Here is a 15,553-nt window from a genome sequence, read left to right as displayed (position 1 = left end):
AATGAAAATACCTAATGAAATTAAGAAAAAAATACTAGACCACGCAGAACAATGTAAGCCACAAGAAAGTTGTGGCTTCATCGTTTCTGAAGGGAAAGAAATGCGATATTTACGATGTGAAAATATCGCAGATGATCCAATGAATTTTTTTGAAATCGCTTCAGAAGATTTAATTGAAGCCGAACAGAAAGGAGAAATAATTGCTTTTGTTCATTCTCATCCAGATATTGAGGAAGAAAAAGGGTTACCTTATCTATCAACGGCAGACAGAGAGTGTCAATTACGAATGCAATTAGATTTTTGGTTAGTTGTGGGTGGAGAAATTAAACAGTTCAGAAATATAGCCCCATTACTCGGTCGTCAGTTTGAAAACAATAAACAAGACTGTAGAAATATTCTATTAGACAGTTATATGTTAGCAGGCATTGATGTTCCTGATGATGTTAAGTATGAGTTTAATTGGTTTGAAACAAGTAATTTATATGAAGAAAACCTCATTAGATTTGGGTGTGAAAAACTAGCACATAATGAAACTCCACAGTTGGGGGATATTGTAATGGTTCAAATTGGTGCGGATGTACCAAATCACGCAGGAATTTATCTAGGTAATCAGCTAATGCTTCATCACAGTGAGGGGCGATTATCTGCACGAGTGCCTTATGATGGTTTTTGGTTGGATTGTACTCACAGTATTTGGAGATATAGAGAATGGCAAAAATTAAATTTTACGGCGATCTTAAACGATTTACAGATAACAAAACATTAGAGCTTTGTGTCGATAGCTTTTCAGAACTAATGAGCGGGTTGCTTACCCAAATACCAGGATTAAGACAGAAATTATCTAACGGGTTTTACAAAGTACGAATCGGTAAAAATAAGTACCTCACGCAAAAGCAAATAGAGACAGATCCAAGTGCTATAAAACTTAATGATAATGGGACTATTCATTTTACCCCTGTTGTTGCAGGGGCTGGTAAAAATGGCGGTATTTTTAATATTGTTGTGGGTGTAATTCTTGTTGCGGCGTCTTGGTATGCAGGAGGTGCTGCAGGTTGGAGTTATTTAGGAGCATCACAATTTGCGGGTGCGACAATGGCATTTACAATGGGGGTCTCAATGATTATGAGCGGAGCGGTTTCATTGTTAACCAAACCGCCTGAAATGGGAACAGAATTTCATGATTCAGAAAAACAGAAAAGTACTTCTTTTTCTAATCTTAAAAATATAACCCCTCAAGGGAGACCGATCCCCTTGTTATACGGCACAATGATGACAAGTTTAGTTTTGATCTCTCAAGGTGTTGAAACCGTTGATGAGCAAATTTAAGGAAGTAAATTATGGGTGGACAAAGTGGTGGTGGAGGTCATACTCCCTATGAAGCTCCAGATTCTCTTAAATCATCTCAAAGATTAAGAGCTATCGGACTAATTTCTTTAGGACCAATTAAAGGTCCAGTAAACAAATGGAAAAGCACTTATTTTGACAATACTCCAATTCAGAAAGAAGAGGGAGTTGATGATAATGATGAAGCAAGTTTTAACTTTAAAAATACTGAAATTCAGTACAATTTAGGTACACAAGATCAGTTACCTTTAGAAGGATTTGAATGCTCAGAGCGAGAAGTTAGTGTTGGCGTAGAAGTAAAAAAAGATCATCCAATTACTCGCACAGTAATAGACAAAGATATTACTCGTGTTCGTCTTACAATGGGCGTAAATGCTTTATTTGAACAAAATGATGAGGGTGATACAAACGGCACGGATGTTACTTTTCAGGTTTTAATTAACGACACTGACTATTCAACATTTACAATTAGCGGCAAATCCTCATCGCATTTTGCACGTAGTTACATTCTTACTAATTTACCAGAGCGTCCTTTTAGTATCACAGTTAAAAGAATTACAGAAGATAGTAATAGCCAACGTTTGCAAAATACGACTTTTTGGTCTAGCTATACAGAAATCATTGATACAAAGCTATCGTATCCAAATATGGCGATTGTGGGGATAAAAACCGACTCTCGTTATAATCCACATTTTCCAAATGTTAATTTTTTATTGCAAGGGCGGTTAGTAAAAATTCCTGCAAACTATAATCCCTATACAAGAACGTATGAAGGAGGATTATGGAAAGGTGATTTTAAGCTTGATTGGACAAATAACCCTGCGTGGATCTTTTATGACTTAATAACTAATAAATTAGTTGGGTTAGGTGAAAGATTAGGCGAATATGGGGTTGATAAATTCCAACTTTACCAAATCGCTCAATACTGTGACCAGCTTGTAGATGATGGTTACGGTGGTAAAGAACCAAGAATGACAGCTAACTTGTGGCTTACATCACAAAGAGATGCTTATTCAGTTCTCGCTGATATGGCTTCGGTATTTAGAGCAATAGTAGCGTGGAATGGTACGCAACTAATGGCTACCCAAGACCGAGCGACAGATCCAGTTTGTGCGTACACGCAAGCTAACGTGGTGAATGGTAAATTTAGCCGTCGATATGTTCCACTTAAAGCTATTTATACGGCTGTAGAAGTAGAATATGTGGATGCTAGAAATAGATACCAAAAAACAATTGAGTATATAGCAGATGATTTAATGATAGCCCGTTATGGTTACAACGTTAAAAAGATTGTTGCTTTTGCGTGTACAAGTCGTGGGCAAGCTCGAAGATATGGTAAATGGATCTTAGAAACATCTCGCTTAGAGCAATGTACTATTACTTTCTCGGTCGGGCGTGAGGGGTTAAGACATTTGCCCGGTGATATTATTGAAGTTGCAGATAACAGTTATGCAAACTTAAATTTAGGTGGGCGTGTAGTTGCTATTAAAGATCGAACAGTAACTCTAGATAGAGCTGTGGAACTTGTCGGAGAAAGTTATATTAGCTATGTTGACTACGGCAGTGAAAATCCAGTATTACAACGTCTTAAAGTTTTAAGTGTTGATAGTGAGAATGATCATATCATACATTTAGAAACCGCCCCAGTTGGTCTTGAGGAAAATGGAGTGTGGGCGTTACATACCCAAACTGTGCAAACTCAACTTTTTCGAGCCTTAGGGATAGCAGAGGGAGAAGATGGAAGTTATACAATAACCGCCTTACAACATGAGCCTCAAAAAGAGGCAATAGTTGATGGAGGTGCGAGTTTTTCATCATATTCACATACCACACACAAAACGCCAAATATATCACATATTGAGATTAACTCTGTTGAAGGTGAAACAACTATTGAGGCTGATGTTTCATCAGTAGGGATAGAATTATTTTATGATATTAAAATTCTCAAAGACGGTAATTTATATGATTTTAGAAAGGGACTTAAATCTCCTGAATTAAATCTTAGTTTTTTACCAAATGGGGATTATTTGGTGGTTATCTATGCTAAAAACAGTAATGGACAGCTATTAAAAGAAAGCTCAAAATCCTTTGTTGTCGATAATCCGCCAAGACCATCGGGTGTACATTTAATTAGCGGTTTTAAAGGTGTAGTTATCAGCTGGGATTATGTTGATGAAGCAACACAAACAGAGATTTTTGTCTCTGAGACGGATGACATTAAAACAGCGAAAAAAGTTGCTAAAGTCCAAGCACAAACTTATACACACAATATCAATGCCAACGTGATCCGCTATTACTGGCTACGTCATATTCGTGGAATTAACAAGGGAGAATTTTACAAAAGAGCGGGCTTAAAAGCAGAGACAGCATTAGCGACAGATACCGAGTTACAGAAAGTTCGTGAAGTGTTTGAGCTTGATGAATTGCGTGATTCGGTTGAGGAAGTTGATAAAAAAGTTGCAAAATCCAACAAAAATCTGACCGCTAAAATTGCAGATGAAGCAACGAAGCGACAGCAGGCGTTAATTGTTCAGGCGAGGGAGCAAGAGAAAAAATTAGTTGAAGAAGCGAAAAAACTAGGGACAAAAATCACGGCAGTTGAAACTGCAACAAATGATCAATCCCAACAACTATCACGCTTAACAGTGGCTAAAAATAATCTTGTAGCAGGCTTAGAACAAGAACGCCAAGCACGCATTAACGGCGATAAAGTAGAGGCACAAGCAAGGGCGAATTTAGTTAGTCAAGTTGAGAAAAATAAAGCTGGATTAAGCACGCTTTCACAGACAGTTGCTACTAATCAGCAATCGACCGTTAGCCAGTTGACAACTTTAACAGCCAAAGTTGATAGTTCTGTCTTTGGGGCTAACTTAATTCCTGATAGTGAGTTTGTGAATGGGTTTAGTGAATTGCTGATCCCAAATTATAATCGCTCAGACATTAGAACAGGGATTAACTTATCTCCAATGAGAACCGTCGAAGGAATGAATATTGCTTTTGTGGAAAGAAAAGGAGCAAGATCCCCTACAGGCAAAGGACGAGCAATCGAAATATATCGTATTCCTGTTGAAAAAGGTAAAACATATCAGCTTTCTTGCTATGTGCAACAAGCAACGCAAAACTGTAATAAAACGCATATTTATTATAGACCGCTCGTTAATGGTAATTGGCACAGTGAAAAAACATCACAAAAAATTATTAGAATAGCAAGTGCCTATAACCCGAATACAACCACGCTGAATACACTGACACGACATGTTATTAACGTACATATTGCACAAGATTCAGAGGTTGATACGATTGGTCTAGCGATTTGGATTGGTGAAAAAACAGATGATAATGTTGCTTATCAGTTCTTCACAAGACCAATGATATGTGAGGTTGTAGATCTTAATTCTCCTGAGGTTCCTTATTCTATCGGTAGTTCTAAGCTCCAAAATGAATCAAGTAATATAAAGGCTGAATTATCTCAATTTAAAGAGACTCAAGCCAACAGAGACAGAGTATTAACAACCGAGATCAATACAGCAAAATCGCGTTTGGGAAATGCGGAAAGCAATATTAGAGCGTTATCTCAAACAGTAACGAATAGTCAACAGACTACAGCCAGCCAGTTAACGACACTGACGGCTAAGGTTGATAATGTTAAAGTCGGAGGTAGAAATTATATTTTAAATAGTAATGTTAGTTTAGATAATAGTAATGGAATAGCTGATTATTTCCACAGGTTACATTTTAGTAGTGACTTACCTCTTGATGCTAAAGTATATACAATTTCTGCAGATTTTAATTGTGAGAATGTTTCTTATCCAGAGCAAAATTCACGAGTGATTGTAACCGCAAAAGTAAACTTTGTAGATGGAACACATAGTTATTTAGCTAGATTTTTAGCAACTTCGAAAAACAATTTATCAAAATTAAAAGGAAGATTTAGTACTACGCTTGAATATGATAAACCGATATCTGAAATCAACGATGTTTATATTCAGATAAGAAATATCAATGGCAAAGCATATATTGGAAATCCTAAACTTGAAGTTGGGAATGTAATGAGCGATTGGAGTCCTGCTCCTGAAGATCTAGATAGAAAAATAAGCACTATTTCAGCCAATTTATCTCGTTTCCAAGAAACCCAAGCAACTAAAAACCAGAGTTTAACTAATGAAATTAACACCGCTAAATCTCGCTTAGGTAGTGCTGAAGGTAGTATTAGAACACTTTCGCAGACAGTTGCCACGAATCAGCAATCGACAGCAAGTCAGATTACGACGTTAACAGCAAGGTTAAACACTAAGCCTAAGCGTTATGATTGGGCGAACGGTACAAGTTTTTACGGTAAGTCTATTTCTTGTGAGTTCCCACCAAGTAATGCCCCTGTTGTTTACATTAAATTTCGTGCTACTGATGTAGAAGGTGGCTTACACGTTAAACTAAATGGCGTTGAAAAAGCGATTGGGTTTAGGGGTAAGAATAACGAGGATAAATGGTACTCAATCAAAGTCAATTCAGATATTAACCGCAATCAGCCTAATGTTGTGGTGTTAGAAAACCCAGAAAAAACAGATGGAGGATCAATTTATTCTGTTATTTGGGAAGAAGATAACATTACTGATTCCCAAGCAGAATCCACACATACAATTAAAACGCAAGCCATTGCAGGCGGTAGAATAGCCGTTGCAGGTATCTCAGTAGGTGCAATGGCTAATGAGAGAACAGCAGAAAGTTCTATTATTTTAATGGCGGATAAAGTAGGCGTGGTGTCGAGTGCTAATGATGGAACGGTTAAAAACCTATTTTCTATTGTGTCAGGAAAAGTTGCTGTTAGTGGAGATTTAATTGCTGATGGAATGATAATGGGTAAACATATAAAGGCGAATCAGACCATCACAGCACCAAATATTCAAGGTGGTTCTGTTAATGTGAATAATCGTTTTATTGTCGATAATCAAGGAAATTTAACCGCAAATAGTGGCGTTTTTCGAGGCAGAATTGAGGGGGCAACGATCACTGGGGGGACAATAAAAGGTGGTACAATAAAAGGTGGTACAATTGAAGGTGTTACAGGAACATTTAGTGGTAATGTTTATGCAAAAAATTTAATTGATGATGTTGCAAAAGTTTATACATGGGAACGACATAATCAAACAATTACAATTCCACCATTTGCAAAAAATAGAGTACTAATTATTCCTGGTTCTAATATTAAATTTTGGGCTCACGGCGCATCTGGTTCTGGTAGCTCTTTTAATATTGATGCAGTATTAAAAAGTAACAGAGGGGATTCGATTAGGGATCAAGATTCAATTCACACAGGAGGTAAAACAACTTTACATTTATCAGGGGCTATACCTATACCACGAAATACATCACTGCAGGTTACGCTACATATTCCAACAACTTATTGCAATTTTAAAGCTCGTGTTGTTGGTATTGCAATTTGTTAATTTTTTATCATAAGGAGAAAGACATGAAAAAAGTACTTTTAGTCTCAATTTTAGCAACTGTCTTAACAGCTTGTTCAACAAACAGCAACACAAAACTAGATTATACAACTAAACCTGTTTTCTGTTATCAACTCGCTCCACAAGAACAAATGCCAAGTAAAAACTGTATTGGTTCTGGTGGACATAATTAAATCTAAACTAAACAAGGAGTCAAAAATGACAAAATATATCGAAAAAACTATTGAAGACATCACAACAGGTGCTGATGTTAACTACCACGAAGTCACTTATATTGGTATTGATCTAGCAAATAACTTAACCACCGCAACGGTGACCAGTTATTTCTCGCTGAAAGCTAAACAAAAAGGCAAACACCCAATCGGAGAACCGAAACGGTTTACCATTGAGAATAAACCGCCAAAAGGCGTAGAGCTGGAAAATTGGCTTTATGAGAATTTAACGCAGGCAATCCCTGAAGACTATCAACCAACACCTGAAAATGAGCAGTATATGGGTTATGTTGATCCGTATTTATTTAGTGGCGGGCTAGTTAAAGATGTGGAGGAAGAAAGCAATGAGAAATAAATAGGGATATGGCTATACTCCGTTTAGGTTGTAGTTATATTTTGGGGTTAAAAATATGAACAATGGTAAAAATTAACTAAACAGTGATTGTGACAGAATCGTGACATAACTATTTAAAAAATCACTAAATTGGTTGTATTTTGCATGTATAAAAATACATATTTAAAAGTATAACAAATTGATTTTAAATAAGTTTTTGTTTTATCTGTTTATATTTGTTCGCACTTCTAAGCCGTAGGTCATTGGTTCGAATCCAATAGGGCGTACCATTTTAAGCATCTTATAAATCAATAAATTATCTTTCAATTTTTTCTTATCAAAATCTTTTTTATGTCATAAATGTGCTGTGAGTTACGATATTATTTTCGTGATACATAAGATGAATGGTATTTAAATAAGCATATTTTCGATTATTTCCAGTTTAATTCTTCTCCATAAAGTCTTTTTTCATCGTTAACTTTTTCTTTGGCTAATGATACGGGTTTAAATTTATTGCCAGTAGTTATCGTTGAATCTTCTTTTGATAGTAATGGTGTAAATTCATTATAAATAAGTTAATTGTTACAATAATTCTATCCTCTGAATGACTTTAATTGTCGTTGTACGGTTAAGGCATTGGACGCACAGTTTATAAACTAAATTTAGATGATTACCCTGAGAAATTAGCCCATCAATTTGCAAAAGTGGAGATGAAAGGGAGCGAGTTTAAATGGGCTTTTAATCAGGTTGAAAGCCAGTTTAAAACCTTAAAAGATAAATTAGGGGTAACGAAGTTAAATGCCAAAGAAATGGTGACCGTTCGTGAAAATTTAAGCCGTAATTTTAAGTTTGCTAGTGGTGTGTTAAGTGCTGAAAATAAGGCGTTGATTGGCAGCGAAACGGCAACGGTTTGGTTAAGTGATGATACGCTGATTAAGCAGCTAAATAGCCGTGATGGGGATATAGTTATGCGTTATTGCCTGATATTATTTATGAGCCTGATAATATCCTCAGAGATGGAAGAAATTTAGTGTTCTTAAAACTATTTGATAATAAAAAATTAATGGCTGTTGTTAAAGAAATTAAGGATACAAACGAGTTCTTTATTTTGTCTTTTCGTGGGATTGGTCAAGCAGAATGGGATAAGTTTTTAGAAAAATTAGCGATTATTAGGTAAGGCTCCCGATCACTTACACACGCTCTCAGACACTTGGGCAGACCCCAAATAGGCTGCGGCAGGGAGATTATCACCGCTTTTCTAATAATCGCAGTTTGGAATATAACAAGGTTTAAAATTAAAATCAATAGGAGTTTTATATGGCAAAATTGTTAGAACAGGATAAATTATGGTTACAAGAAAGCTACCCTTGTGCATTAAGTAAATTTCATAAATGCGAAATAAAAGAGGCGTTATTAAAGAATTTAAGTAACAGTAGTTCAATGATTTGTAATTTTGCGGAATATTTAAGAACGATGGCTATTTTAGATGCCTATCCTGTAAAGGACGATGAATGATTATTGAAGTAAAGCTAAATAATGCCGATATGGTTACGGCGTTATTAAAAAAACTCGCTGATAAAACGGCTGACCGTAGAGAGTTGATGAGCATTATTGCTGGTACAATGGAATGCAGTACTTGAAAACTTTGAGAAAGAAGGGCGTCCTGCTTGGGCTGGTATTAAATATCGTCAGGGGAAAGTGCTAAATGACTCAGGGAATTTAAAAACAGTATAACTGCTGTTTTTTTGGATATACACTCATAACATTAAAATCAAATTGTCAAAGTAAAAGTGTGTTCAAGATAGCAATGATGGTAGCAAAAGCAATATAAAATTTGTTAAACTTATTTTTGTAAAATTTAATTAAAATATAACCGCTTGGTTAAAAGAGAAAACACTGAAAATAGATTGGGAATTAGTGCGTAATCTTTTGATGTTTCATAGAAGAGAAAGAAGAACAAAAACTCAGCATGCAAGATATCAGAGTAGATAATATTCGTAATTATACGATTTGGAATAAAATTAAATTAACTATTAAAAAGAAAGGGTTAGAATTAACTTTTGATAGTATAAAATCAGTCAGTAAAACGTCGATTTTGACATTATTATAATATTAGGAGAATAAAATGATAGCAACAATAATTCTAGGTATTTTTACTCTTCTTGTAATGACACTTTTTTTAAAGTGGCTTGGTATTAACCCTTTTATTTTATTAGGGTCAGTTATCATTATTGGATTAGTTTATTTGGCTCTTTGGTTGAATACGTCAGAGTTCCCCTATGGAATTTTTGTCGGGGCTGCAATTACGCTATTTGCTATTGTTTATAGTATAAAGGTATGGCGGGATCCGGCGTATAAAAGCTTAACTTCGAGCGAAAAATGGCGAATATTAAATGGGCAAGATCCATTTAAATAATTGAATAAAATTAGAATATAATCATTATTGTTTTAATAGGAAATAATATGTATTACATAATATGGTTTGTTAAATTCTTTGGTTATGGTCTCGTTTTGCCTTTTATCCTTTTATATATGCTAGGAGTATTGGCTAGCGATAAAGTATGGGAATGGAAAGGTTGGGGATATATTCTTGTATGGTTGAGTATTTTCGTCGTATTTGTCATTTATGAGGTATGTAAAGTTTATATAGAATATAAACAAGAAGAAGCAAGAAGAGAGCAGCTCAAAAAAGAGCAAGAAGAAAAAGACAAAGTTAAATACATTATCATTAAATAACAGGATCATAGTTAGAAAGCTCAATCTTAGCGGATTGGGCTTTTTTTATGAGCGAACTTTATGTCGGATTCATTAGGATATTTGAATATTTAGTTTCAGCTAAATTATTAAATTCTAAGTAACTAAAACAGAGCTTACGGTAGCTAAAGGAACAGACAGGAATAGATGCTTAAAATATCATTCTTACTATTGATGCAATTTAGTTTTGGTTTGATAAATATGATAATCAGAGAGCAATATATCTTGAAAAAGATCAGGCGTCATAATGAATTAAAAATAGATCAAAAAATAAAATTTGATAGGCGTCACATTTTTAAAAAATAGTTAAAAGTGAATCTTGCACGGTTGTTTTTTTTTGTACATTTGGTGCAATTCTTAACCGTCGATTATATGGAGTTTTATTATGAAAAAAACATTGCTAGTTATTGCAATATCAGCTTTTTTAACTGCTTGTGGTAGCGGTGGTGGCAGTAGTAATAGCGAGGCTAATACTACTGAAAATACGGCTGGAAATTCAGTTAATACACCAGCAGTATCAACTGTTCCAGCAGCAGATAAAAAAGATACAAGCTTAATTTTAAATGATATCGCTAAAAGCGAAATAAATCAGTTTGTTCTCAATGGTAAAACTGTTAATTTAATGCCTCAGGGGATGAATCCTGGTGGCTTCTTTATGAATAATGGAGGTAACATTTTTGGTGATACTTTAACGAAGGCGGTAAGTGGTAGAAAATATACTGAAACTCGTTTTGGTATCTTAGTGCCTGATGATGCAGATTTGGTTGCATTCAGTCAGGGTACAGTGACTGTATTAGATGATATGCCAACAGCCAATGTAGAGACTAAATACTCTGGTGATTTTGTTAATTATGACAAGAATAAAAAATCATTTAATAATGGTACAGTGGATGTCGGGGTAAATTTTGCACTTAAAAATATCAAAATTGATACCTTCGATGATCAAACAGGTAAAAAACTAGGTGATACGATGACAGGATCAATCACAGGTAACCAATTTACTTTTGATTCCGGAAAAGGTAAAGGTCAGTTTTATGGCTCACAAGCGGCGGAGTTAAGTGGTATCCATAAGGATGGTAATGTAGTCACTTCTTTTGGAGCTAAAAAACAGTAACCAAGCGGTTATATTTTTGGTAGAATTTACTAAAATGCTCGGGGCGAATTGGATTCGCCCTGAAATTTTTTTGTATAATTGTTGGAGGTATGTAATACGTCCTTACACAACAACTTTTTATAATGGCTGGCGAATACAATTTGCCTTTAAGATATACGGAATATGAAAAAACAATTATTAAGCATTTTAACTATTACTGCCATATCTAGTGCTGTGATAGCGAAAGATTATACACCACAAGATTATAAATCTGAGACCAATCCTGATTTTCAAGCAATAGATAAAATTGAAAAATTTGCAAAAACTGATAAAAAAGTGACCGCTTCAATCTCTCAGAAAAAGAGCAATGCGGTACGAGTAGATGAGCAAAATTTATTAGCTAATCCTCCTTTGTTAAAACGAGCAATGCAAAGTGTTGTATTGACCAAGCAGGTCGAAGGCATTGAGATTGTTTTGCCGATTTATCAAAAACTACCTGATGCTGATCCGTTGCTAATCACGTATGCAAAAGGCTTGCTTGCACATTCAAAGGGGCAGTTTGATACAGCGATCAACTATTACCGTGAAATTATTGCTCACAATCCTGAAATGTCTGTGGTGCGTTTAGATTTAGCAACAGCATTATATGCGAATCATCAGCGTGTGGCGGCACGTGATCAGTTTAATAAATTACAAAGTGAACCTTTGCCACCGAGTGTCGCAGAGCAGGTGAAACAAACCATATTACATATTGACAGAGAGCAAGATTGGCAGTGGAATGCAAATTTTTATTTTCGTAATGAACGCAATATCAATAATGCCCCAAAAGAACGTGAAGTGAAGTATGGTGATGGTAAAGTGACCACGCCAAAAGCTGAAAAAGCACAAGGTTTTCATTTTGATATTGGTGTGTCAAAACGCTTCAACTTAAAAGGTAATTTTTACGGTAACTTACAGGCAGATTTAAGTAGCGATCTGTTTTGGAATAATCATCAGTATGATGATGTTTCTGCCCAACTTGGCGTGGGATTAGGTTACCAAACGGCACGATTTGTCGCAGAAGTGCAACCTTTTGTTAAAAAACGTTTTTATGGCACGGATCCTTATTCTGTGAGCTACGGGGCGAGTGGATTTGAAAGTTATCAATTTACACCACGTTTTAAATTATCAAATAATTGGTCGTGGGAATATGAGAAATTTGATACCAGAAAGCATTTAAACGGTCAGCGTCACTTTATTGGGCTATCCGCCTTTTTTATGCGAAACTCACAACAATATTGGCTTGCGGGAATCAATCTTTATAACAAAGAGGCCCGAGATTTAGATGATGCTTTTGTCCGTAAAGGAGCTTATGTTGGCTTAGGGCAGGAGTGGCAAGGCGGTTTGTCATCTCGTTTGATTTTATCTTTTGGGAAACGTGATTATAAAGGGGTGGATCTGTTTAATATTAAACGTTCCGATAAGGATTATTCAGCGAAATTATCATTATGGCACCGTAATTGGCATTGGCTGGGGATTACGCCTCGTTTGGTACTATCGTGGAATAAAACCAAAAGTAATCATTTTTTATATAATACGCAAGAAAATAAAGTAAATATTGAGTTTTCTAAATCGTTTTAATCAATAAAGGGGAATAGTTCCCCTTTATTTTTATGTGCTTTAGATTTGAAATTTGCTTTTATCACCAATATCAAAATGCAGCGGCATTCGCCATTTTTGGATAGCTAAAACGATAAATAATCCGCCCACGATAACAGATATAATTTGCACCAATAATTCAGTATTAAATTGAATAAAAAACCATAGCAGGGCAACAAAAACAGGCTGTAAATTTAGCAATGGTACTCTAAAACAGAAATATTCTTTGAAGGCTAGTCCTCCTAGCGTAACTAATGCTCCACCAAGTGCTAATTCGTTAAAACCGATTATTTGACATAACAACGCAATCCAAGTGGCGAACTGTAAAATCAGGCGAAAAGATTTTAGATAAATATGCAGTGATGACGCACAACAAACCGCTGCAATTAAAATGCCTATTTGGGCAATATCAGGTTGATAAGGTAATAATAAAACCATTATCCCTGCTAGCACAAAGCCACAGCGATAAATAATAACGGTTAAATAATCCCAAAAGTCCATTGGGGATTGAATGTGTGGATCTGCCATAAAATGTCCTTGTTAATAATTGAAAATTAGATTGACTTCCTTAATTTTAACACAGGATCTAAAATAATTTTTTGATAAGGCGGATTATTGTTTTTGATGCGTGCTAATAAGGTTTCAACCGCCTTTTTAGCGAGCTCTTTTTTAGGCTGATTGATGGTGGTAAGTGGTGGAGCGAGAAATTGGGCGATATGAATATCATCATAGCCAATCACCGCCATATCTTGTGGGATTTTTAAACCTGCTTGCCAAATGGCTTGATAAGCACCGATAGCAATGGTGTCACTACACGCAAACACCGCCTTTGGAAGCGGTTGTTTTTTGAGTAATTTTTGCATAGCGTTAAAACCATCTTGAAAGTTTGCGTGGCTTTCAATAATCCAATCTGAATTGATGGCTAAATTAGCTTCTTTAAGGGCTTTTTTATAACCTTCTAAACGATTTTGAGCAAGGAATTTTTTAATTCCAGCGGTAATAATCGCAATTTTGGTGTAACCTTTATCAATCAGTGCTTTTGTTGCAAGATAGCCACCAAGTTCTGAGTTTTCGATGATTTTATCCGCATTTAATTCCGTTGGCCACCAGTCCATAATTACCATTGGTAACGTAAGTTGATGATTGATATCATCGCTAATATTCCAGTGTGATTCCGAACACATCAAGATCAAACCATCTACTTTTTTCTGAATTAACGTTTGGATATTTTTTTGTAAACGCTCGTTGTTTCCGTCGGCGTAAGAAAGGATCAAATTATAATTATAGCTATGGCAATATTGCTCAACATAACGAATAATTTCAGAGAAAAAAGGGTTATCGCTCGCAGTAACGAGCATTCCAATCGTTCTAGTTTCGTTTACTTTGAGGCTACGAGCGAGTGCCGAAGGGCTATAATTTAGCTCTTCAACAACAGCGAGCACCTTTTCTCTGATTTCATCACTCACAAAGCGAGAGTTATTGATAACGTGTGAAACCGTTGATGTTGATACTTTCGCAATGCGTGCAATATCTTTCATTGTTGCCATTAAGCGTTGATCCTTAAATCGTAAAAATTGGTTTAAATATAACCGCTTATACTAACCGAGATTATTGAGATTGTAAAAAATTCATCACATCTTCTCGGCTAGGAATTGAAGATTGTGCTCCTTTTTTCGTCACTGAAAGTGCGGCGGCTGCGTGAGCAAAGGTGATCGCCTCTGGCATTGGTTTTTGTTCGAGTAATGCCGTTAATAATGCACCATTAAAAGTATCGCCAGCGGCGGTGGTATCAATCGCATTCACTTTAAACCCTTTGATAATTTCACCTTGATTTTGATGGCTACAATAAACGCCCTTAGAACCTAAGGTTATCAGCACATATTCAATGCCTTTTTGATGAAATACTTGGGCGGCTTGTTGAGCCGATTGTTCATCGGTTACCTTAATACCTGTTAATAATTCCGCTTCGGTTTCATTTGGGGTAATCATATACAATTTTTCTAATAATTCATCAGGCAATGTACGAGCAGGGGCGGGGTTTAAAATCACTTTTACACCGCTTTCAAAAGCAATATTTGTGGCTTGAATAATAGTTTCAAGGGGCGTTTCAAGTTGCATTAACAAAGCATCGGCATTTTGTATTGTTGATTGACATTCAGTTAAGCGTTCAGGTAATAAGTGAGCGTTTGCTCCCGCACAAATCACAATGCTATTTTCTGCTTGTTCTGTTACTTGGATCATTGCAATCCCTGTCATTTCTTGGGATATTTTAAAAATATGTTGAGTGTTGATATTATCTTTTTCAAAGGCAGTTTTCATTTCTTGTCCAATCGAATCATCGCCAATACAACCAATAAAATCAACCTTTGCCCCTAACCTTGCCGCAGCAACGGCTTGATTAGCACCTTTGCCACCGTAAGCAATTTGATATTTTGTGCCAAAAATAGTTTCCCCAGCTTGTGGGAAGCGTTTGGTATAAACAACGTGATCAGCATTGATACTGCCAAGCACAACAAGGCGATGATTTGACATAATGAATCCTTAATTTTTTGTAAATTTTGATGAAAAATACACCGCTTGTGAGCAGTGTATGTAAGCTTAATATAATCTAAACTACCCTAACTTTTTTTTATGTAACAGAATTTATCGAAGTACGGTTACTGAGCTTGTCGAAGTATTAGTACTTCATTTTCCCTTCGACAGGCTCAGGGAGCGG

General features: G+C 35.8%; 16 protein-coding genes. 13 read left to right on the top strand and 3 right to left on the bottom strand.

The genetic code is table 11. From position 1 onward, the window contains the following. The first annotated feature begins 1 nt into the window (after position 1). From DYE60_RS04555 to DYE60_RS04500, 13 genes are all read left to right on the top strand, one after another. Entirely contained in the window at positions 2–766 is a 765-nt protein-coding gene (locus DYE60_RS04555) for a C40 family peptidase (protein WP_115315454.1), read from the top strand. Next, positions 709–1,326, top strand: coding sequence for a tail assembly protein (locus DYE60_RS04550; protein WP_115315453.1), 618 nt, complete (start codon positions 709–711; stop codon positions 1,324–1,326). The genes DYE60_RS04555 and DYE60_RS04550 overlap by 58 nt, the downstream gene beginning before the upstream one ends. A gap of 11 nt (positions 1,327–1,337) precedes the next feature. Next, a complete protein-coding gene (locus DYE60_RS10320) occupies positions 1,338–6,788 on the top strand; it encodes a TipJ family phage tail tip protein (RefSeq protein WP_245942677.1) in 5,451 nt (1,816 codons plus the stop codon). 23 nt (positions 6,789–6,811) lie between these two features. Further along, a complete protein-coding gene (locus DYE60_RS10200) occupies positions 6,812–6,979 on the top strand; it encodes a hypothetical protein (RefSeq protein WP_172460361.1) in 168 nt (55 codons plus the stop codon). A gap of 25 nt (positions 6,980–7,004) precedes the next feature. After that, on the top strand, positions 7,005–7,373 hold the full coding sequence (locus DYE60_RS04535) for a hypothetical protein (RefSeq protein WP_115315452.1): 369 nt from the start codon (positions 7,005–7,007) through the stop codon (positions 7,371–7,373). Positions 7,374–8,062: 689 nt separating this feature from the next. Then, a complete protein-coding gene (locus DYE60_RS04530; protein ID WP_115315451.1) occupies positions 8,063–8,383 on the top strand; it encodes a hypothetical protein in 321 nt (106 codons plus the stop codon). Continuing rightward, positions 8,383–8,529 (top strand): hypothetical protein, encoded by a 147-nt coding sequence (locus DYE60_RS10195; protein ID WP_172460360.1) that lies wholly within the window; start codon positions 8,383–8,385, stop codon positions 8,527–8,529. The genes DYE60_RS04530 and DYE60_RS10195 overlap by 1 nt, the downstream gene beginning before the upstream one ends. Before the next feature lie 140 nt (positions 8,530–8,669). Then, complete coding sequence (locus tag DYE60_RS04525) at positions 8,670–8,867, top strand: hypothetical protein (protein WP_115315450.1); 198 nt, start codon at positions 8,670–8,672, stop codon at positions 8,865–8,867. Continuing rightward, positions 8,864–8,992: a G protein gene (locus DYE60_RS04520; RefSeq protein WP_245942676.1), complete on the top strand. Its 129-nt coding sequence runs from the start codon at positions 8,864–8,866 to the stop codon at positions 8,990–8,992. Before DYE60_RS04525 ends, DYE60_RS04520 begins: the two co-directional genes overlap by 4 nt. Positions 8,993–9,477: 485 nt before the next feature. Beyond that, the gene (locus DYE60_RS04515) at positions 9,478–9,768 is read left to right on the top strand and encodes a hypothetical protein (protein WP_115315449.1); all 291 of its coding nucleotides are present in this window, start codon (positions 9,478–9,480) and stop codon (positions 9,766–9,768) included. Between the two features lie 47 nt (positions 9,769–9,815). Next, positions 9,816–10,088, top strand: a complete 273-nt coding sequence (locus DYE60_RS04510) for a hypothetical protein (RefSeq protein ID WP_115315448.1) — start codon at positions 9,816–9,818, stop codon at positions 10,086–10,088. 403 nt (positions 10,089–10,491) lie between these two features. Continuing rightward, positions 10,492–11,220 carry a transferrin-binding protein-like solute binding protein gene (locus DYE60_RS04505; protein WP_115315447.1) on the top strand — a complete coding sequence of 243 codons (729 nt, stop codon included), beginning with the start codon at positions 10,492–10,494 and terminating at the stop codon, positions 11,218–11,220. A 162-nt stretch (positions 11,221–11,382) separates the two neighbouring features. Continuing rightward, the gene (locus DYE60_RS04500; protein ID WP_115315446.1) at positions 11,383–12,819 is read left to right on the top strand and encodes a porin family protein; all 1,437 of its coding nucleotides are present in this window, start codon (positions 11,383–11,385) and stop codon (positions 12,817–12,819) included. A 39-nt stretch (positions 12,820–12,858) separates the two neighbouring features. On the opposite strand, the gene DYE60_RS04495 is transcribed toward DYE60_RS04500, so the two are convergent. The 3 genes from DYE60_RS04495 to rbsK form a co-directional block, all read right to left on the bottom strand. Then, complete coding sequence (locus DYE60_RS04495; protein ID WP_115315445.1) at positions 12,859–13,365, bottom strand: DUF2301 domain-containing membrane protein; 507 nt, start codon at positions 13,363–13,365, stop codon at positions 12,859–12,861. A gap of 26 nt (positions 13,366–13,391) precedes the next feature. Further along, positions 13,392–14,384 (bottom strand): substrate-binding domain-containing protein, encoded by a 993-nt coding sequence (locus DYE60_RS04490; RefSeq protein WP_115315444.1) that lies wholly within the window; start codon positions 14,382–14,384, stop codon positions 13,392–13,394. Between the two features lie 61 nt (positions 14,385–14,445). Beyond that, positions 14,446–15,369, bottom strand: a complete 924-nt coding sequence (gene rbsK / locus DYE60_RS04485) for a ribokinase (RefSeq protein ID WP_115315443.1) — start codon at positions 15,367–15,369, stop codon at positions 14,446–14,448. Positions 15,370–15,553: the final 184 nt, after the last annotated feature.

This window comes from Phocoenobacter uteri, assembly GCF_900454895.1.
GTDB classification, from domain to species: Bacteria; Pseudomonadota; Gammaproteobacteria; order Enterobacterales; family Pasteurellaceae; genus Phocoenobacter; species Phocoenobacter uteri.
The sequence above is the reverse complement of the archived record's forward strand: the minus strand, read 5'-3'. Positions and strand labels throughout refer to the sequence as shown.

Excerpts from the sequence above, each read along its gene's own strand:
- DYE60_RS04555 (WP_115315454.1), top strand. The coding sequence starts at position 2 with ATGAAAATACCTAATGAAATTAAGAAAAAAATACTAGACCACGCAGAA.
- DYE60_RS04505 (WP_115315447.1), top strand. The coding sequence starts at position 10,492 with ATGAAAAAAACATTGCTAGTTATTGCAATATCAGCTTTTTTAACTGCT.
- DYE60_RS04535 (WP_115315452.1), top strand. The coding sequence starts at position 7,005 with ATGACAAAATATATCGAAAAAACTATTGAAGACATCACAACAGGTGCT.
- rbsK (WP_115315443.1), bottom strand. The coding sequence starts at position 15,369 with ATGTCAAATCATCGCCTTGTTGTGCTTGGCAGTATCAATGCTGATCAC.
- DYE60_RS10320 (WP_245942677.1), top strand. The coding sequence starts at position 1,338 with ATGGGTGGACAAAGTGGTGGTGGAGGTCATACTCCCTATGAAGCTCCA.
- DYE60_RS04550 (WP_115315453.1), top strand. The coding sequence starts at position 709 with ATGGCAAAAATTAAATTTTACGGCGATCTTAAACGATTTACAGATAAC.
- DYE60_RS04530 (WP_115315451.1), top strand. The coding sequence starts at position 8,063 with ATGAAAGGGAGCGAGTTTAAATGGGCTTTTAATCAGGTTGAAAGCCAG.
- DYE60_RS04510 (WP_115315448.1), top strand. The coding sequence starts at position 9,816 with ATGTATTACATAATATGGTTTGTTAAATTCTTTGGTTATGGTCTCGTT.
- DYE60_RS04525 (WP_115315450.1), top strand. The coding sequence starts at position 8,670 with ATGGCAAAATTGTTAGAACAGGATAAATTATGGTTACAAGAAAGCTAC.
- DYE60_RS10200 (WP_172460361.1), top strand. The coding sequence starts at position 6,812 with ATGAAAAAAGTACTTTTAGTCTCAATTTTAGCAACTGTCTTAACAGCT.
- DYE60_RS04490 (WP_115315444.1), bottom strand. The coding sequence starts at position 14,384 with ATGGCAACAATGAAAGATATTGCACGCATTGCGAAAGTATCAACATCA.
- DYE60_RS04500 (WP_115315446.1), top strand. The coding sequence starts at position 11,383 with ATGAAAAAACAATTATTAAGCATTTTAACTATTACTGCCATATCTAGT.
- DYE60_RS04495 (WP_115315445.1), bottom strand. The coding sequence starts at position 13,365 with ATGGCAGATCCACACATTCAATCCCCAATGGACTTTTGGGATTATTTA.
- DYE60_RS04520 (WP_245942676.1), top strand. The coding sequence starts at position 8,864 with ATGATTATTGAAGTAAAGCTAAATAATGCCGATATGGTTACGGCGTTA.
- DYE60_RS04515 (WP_115315449.1), top strand. The coding sequence starts at position 9,478 with ATGATAGCAACAATAATTCTAGGTATTTTTACTCTTCTTGTAATGACA.